The following is a 4,550-nucleotide window of genomic DNA, read 5'->3' on the forward strand; positions in this document are numbered from 1 at the left end:
CCGCCGGCCGGATCACGCTGATGGTCGACAACCCCGGGCACCTCGACGTCATCGACTCGGTCCGGGCCTCGCACGCGGTCCCGGTCCGGGTCGCGATCGACGTCGACGCCGGCCTCTGGGTGGGGGGCCAGCACGTCGGCCCCAAGCGCTCCCCCCTGCACGACGCCGGCGCGGTCCTCGACCTGGCCCGGACCATCACCGAGCGGCACGGCTTCCGGCTCGTGGGCGTGATGACCTACGAGGGCCAGGTGGCCGGCGTCGCCGACGACGTGCCGAGCCAGCGCGCGAAGTCGGCCATCGTGCGCCGTCTCAAGTCGCTGTCGCTGACCCAGCTCGAGACCCGGCGCGGCGAGATCGCCGCAGGACTGCGCGACCTGGTCGAGCTGGAGTTCTGGAACGCCGGCGGGTCCGGCTCCGTCGAGGCCACTGCGGCGGACCCCGTCGTCACCGAGATCGCCGCCGGCTCGGGATTGCTCGTCCCCACCCTGTTCGACCACTACCGCAGCTTCGAGCCACGCCCCGCGTCGTACTTCGGGCTGCCCGTCACCCGGCGGCCCTCTCCCACGATCGCCACCGTCCACGGCGGCGGACTGGTGGCCTCGGGACCCATCGGCGCGGACCGCCTGCCGACGCCCTGGGCGCCCGCCGGTCTCCACCTGACGGGACTCGAGGGGGCCGGCGAGGTGCAGACCCCCCTCACCGGACGGGCCGCCGCGATGCTGGAGATCGGTGACCTCGTGTGGTTCCGGCACGCCAAGTCCGGCGAGCCGTTCGAGCACGCCAACACCGTCCGGCTCCTGTCCGGGGCGGGTCCGGACGCGCGGTTCGTCGAGGAAGCGCGCACCTACCGTGGCCACGGGCTCGCCACCTGACGTCGCCGCGGCCGTCCTGGAGCTGGCCTCGTCGCGGCCGGCCACCTGCGGCGGCACCCGGGTGGTCTGCGTGGACGGGCCGGCCGGGTCCGGCAAGACCACGTTGGCGTCCGCGCTGGCCGGGCGGACCGGCGCCCAGGTCGTGCACATGGACGACCTGATGGAGGGCTGGGACGGGCTGGCCGGAACCGGGCCGCAGCTCTCCTCGGTACTCGAGCCGCTGGCAGCTGGAGAGCCGGGGTCCTACCGGCAGTTCAACTGGCACCTCGGCCGGTTCGACCGTCTCGTGGACGTCCCGGTCGCCGACTGGCTGGTCATCGAGGGGGTCGGGAGCGGCAACCCGGCCGTCGCCGGGCTCGTCACCGCGCTCGTGTGGGTCGAGGCGGACGACGAGCTGCGGCTCGCGCGTGGGATGGAGCGCGACGGCCCTGACATGGAGCCGCAGTGGCGGCAGTTCATGCTCGACGAGAGGAACCTCTTCCACTCCCACCGCACCCGGGACCGGGCGGACGTCCACGTGGACGGGACGGGCGCACGACCTCCGGTCCTGCGTCCGTAGGGTCTCGGTCATGTCGGCGAGCGGGACGCAGTTCGAGATCATCCACGGCGCCTACCGGGCGGTGGTGACCGAGAGCGGAGCCGCCTTGCGGACCCTGACGTACGACGGGCGAGACCTGGTCGACGGGTTCGATCCGGACGAGGTGTCACCCGGCTGCCGCGGCCAGCTGCTGATCCCGTGGCCCAACCGGATCCGGGACGGCCGCTACACCTGGGACGGCACCGAGCAGCAGCTGCCGCTCACCGAGCCGGACCGCGGCAACGCGCTGCACGGGCTGGTCCAGTGGGCGGCCTGGACGATGGCCTCGCACTCTGCCTCGGCGGTCGCGCTGACGTACCGGCTGATGGCCCAGGTCGGCTATCCGTGGACGCTCGACCTCTCGGTCCGCTACGAGCTGGGCGACGAGGGCCTGACCGTCACTCAGGGTGCCGTCAACCGGGCGGACTCCGCCGCGCCGTACGCGCAGGGCGCCCATCCCTACCTGACCGCCGGCCCCTCGTCCGTCGACACCTGGGAGCTGCTGCTGCCGGCCGCCACCAGATCGCTGAGCGACGAGCAGCGGCTGCTGCCGATCGGACGCGAGGACGTGACGGGCAGCGAGGTGGACTTCCGGACCGCCCGGCCGCTGGGGGGTGTCTCACTCAACCACGGGTTCACCGACCTGGTCCGCGACTCCGCCGGCCTGGCCACCACGACGTTGCGAGATCCGGCGACCGGCCACGGCGTCGACCTGTGGGTGGACGAGACCCAGCCGTGGCTGATGGTCTACACCGCCGACGACCGTCCCGCGCCGCTCACCCGGCGTTCGGTGGCGGTCGAGCCGATGACCGCCCAGGCCGACGCCTTCCGGTCGGGTGAGGACGTCGTGCGCCTGGAGCCGGGGGCGGCGTACGAGTCGACGTGGGGCATCCGGGCGATCTGAGACGAGCCGACGTGGGACGAAGTCGAGAGGAGCACGCGTCGTGGTGGATGAGGCGTTCTACTCGCATCCGAAGGTCTACGACCTGATGTTCCCCGGCGGCGGTCCTGCCGTCGACTTCTACCGCGCCGAGAGCAGCCGGACGGGCGGTCGGATACTCGAGCTCGGCTGCGGCACTGGGCACAAGCTGATCCCCATCGCGTCCGACGGGCATTCGTGCGTCGGTTTGGACCTCTCGCCGGACATGCTCGCCGAGGCTCGTCGAAAATCGGATGAGTGCGGCGTGGCGGTGGAGTGGTTGCAGGGCGACATGGCCGCGTTCGACCTGGGCCGCACGTTCGACCTCGTGTTCATCACCGCCAACTCCTTGTTGCACCTGCACGAGACCGACGACCTGGTGAGCTGCTTCAGGTCGGTAGGACGCCATCTCGCACCCGGAGCGCGGTTCGTCTTCGATGTGTTCAACCCGAGCGTGAAAGTGCTGGCCGAGGCCGATGGCCGCCGGCGAACCAGGGAGTCCTTGTCGTTCACCGACCCGGCTCGTGGGCAGGTGCGGGTCGATGTCGCCGAGACCTACGACGCGCTCGCGCAGGTGACGCGCGGGACTTGGCACCTCTCCACCGACTCCGAGGAGGACGTCATCGTCGCGCCACTGGAGATCAGGAGCATCTTCCCGCAGGAGCTGCCCCTGCTGATCTCGCAAGGCGGGCTGCGACTCGTCGAGCGTTTCGGCGACTGGTCCGGGGCACCGTTCACCAGCGACGCGTTCCTCCAGGTCTGCGTGTGCGAGTCCGGCTGACTGCAGGAGCTCGTGCGTCGGAACAGCTCGCTACGCCGCCCACTCGATCTCAGGGAGGTCGCGGTAGATCTCGACGACCATCGGGAGGTTGTCCGATCGACCGGGGAGCCGTCGGGTGCCGGTGTGGTCGACCAGGTAGTGGGCGCCGTGCGGGTCGCGCCAGACGTAGATCCCGGCGAAGGGTTGCTTGACTTCCCACCCGCCATGGGTCTTGATCCGGTGGTGCGCGGTGGTCATCGGCCCGTAGTTGCCGAGGCCCGACTGACCCGGTGGCCCGTGCGGGTCGTAGGGCTCGGTGTGGTCGACCTGCTGTTTGCGGGACAGGCTGGACCCGTAGGGGAAGGTGTCGGCCGGCGTCATCAGCTGCACGGCCTGTCGATGTCGATCGGGGATCTCATAGGCGTCGACCGGAGCCATGCCGGCCAGGTCGATGACCGGGTAGACCTTGAACCGGCACCGCGGACCGAGCACCTGGGTGATCCAGTCGGTGGTGACCGGGCCGTGCCCCTCCAGGCGCGCGATCGGCTCCCCCGGAGTCACGTGCACGTAGAGGTTGACCACGGGTGCGTGCTCGGCCAGCTTGCCCGGGTCCTGGTCGGCGCCGGGGGTGAGCAGCATCCGCACTGCCAGCACCCGGCGCTCGTCGACGCTCAGGTCGGGGAACTCCTCGGCCAACGCGTCGGCATAGGCGTCCACTGTCTGGTCGATCTGGTCGACCGTGGCCACGTCGGTGTGGATCAGGTAGGAGGCGTTGCCGTGGGACTGGTTGCGCAGCTTCTTGGCGAACGACGCCGTCCGAGCCCGCTCCTCGCGTTCGCGAGCGAGCTCGGGGTTGGCCTTGACCACGGCGGCCTCCACCAGTGCCTCGAACCGGGTCCACGGGATCCGACCGTCAGCAGGCTCGGCCACGGCGGTCGCGACGTACTGTGCCTCGTCCATGGGGAGGTGCCGGGTCTGCTTGACCACGTAGCGGGCATAGGAGGCCTTCACCTCCCCGGCCTGGACTCGGGTCCAGAGGTCGCGGCCACGGTGGACCAGGTCGACCGCGTCGGCCATCAGCTGACCCGCAGCGAAGGTGGTCGTCCCGAGCCGGGCCCCCAGCTCGGCGGCCGCGAACTCGGTCACCTCCGGAGTGCCCTCTCCGCCGTACCGGCGGGCCCTTTCCCGACCCGGCCTCGCCGCCTCGTCCTCGCGCAGCCGCTCGGCGGGATGGGTGACCGCCCAGTGGTAGCCGATCTCCAGCAGGTCGGTCTCGGCCTCGCGGATCGTGGCGGCGCGCTCAGCAGCGAAGGCGAGGACCTCGTCCTCGCTCATTGCCTCGAGCTGCCTGGTTGCCATACCTCAACCCAACCCGAGCCCACCGACACCCGCCCCCCAGATCCGCGCCTCTGTCTCAAGTGG

5 protein-coding genes are annotated in these 4,550 nt (G+C 71.1%); 4 read left to right on the forward strand and 1 reads right to left on the reverse strand.

The features are described from left to right. The 4 genes from JHD21_RS20870 to JHD21_RS20885 all read left to right on the forward strand — a co-directional run. Positions 1–872: amino acid deaminase/aldolase (locus JHD21_RS20870; RefSeq protein WP_292679337.1), on the forward strand; the 872-nt coding region annotated here is incomplete at its 5' end. After that, positions 850–1,431 (forward strand): 4-amino-4-deoxy-L-arabinose transferase, encoded by a 582-nt coding sequence (locus JHD21_RS20875; protein WP_292679338.1) that lies wholly within the window; start codon positions 850–852, stop codon positions 1,429–1,431. The genes JHD21_RS20870 and JHD21_RS20875, both read left to right, overlap by 23 nt. A gap of 10 nt (positions 1,432–1,441) precedes the next feature. Beyond that, positions 1,442–2,353: an aldose 1-epimerase family protein gene (locus JHD21_RS20880; protein ID WP_292679341.1), complete on the forward strand. Its 912-nt coding sequence runs from the start codon at positions 1,442–1,444 to the stop codon at positions 2,351–2,353. A gap of 43 nt (positions 2,354–2,396) precedes the next feature. Further along, complete coding sequence (locus JHD21_RS20885; RefSeq protein WP_292679343.1) at positions 2,397–3,149, forward strand: class I SAM-dependent methyltransferase; 753 nt, start codon at positions 2,397–2,399, stop codon at positions 3,147–3,149. 30 nt (positions 3,150–3,179) lie between these two features. Here the strand turns inward: JHD21_RS20885 and JHD21_RS20890 are convergent, their stop codons facing one another. Next, positions 3,180–4,463, reverse strand: a complete 1,284-nt coding sequence (locus JHD21_RS20890; RefSeq protein ID WP_292679346.1) for a hypothetical protein — start codon at positions 4,461–4,463, stop codon at positions 3,180–3,182. Between the last annotated feature and the right edge of the window lie 87 nt (positions 4,464–4,550).

The sequence above is a fragment of the Nocardioides sp. genome (genome assembly GCF_016462705.1).
In the GTDB taxonomy this organism is placed as follows: domain Bacteria; phylum Actinomycetota; class Actinomycetes; order Propionibacteriales; family Nocardioidaceae; genus Nocardioides.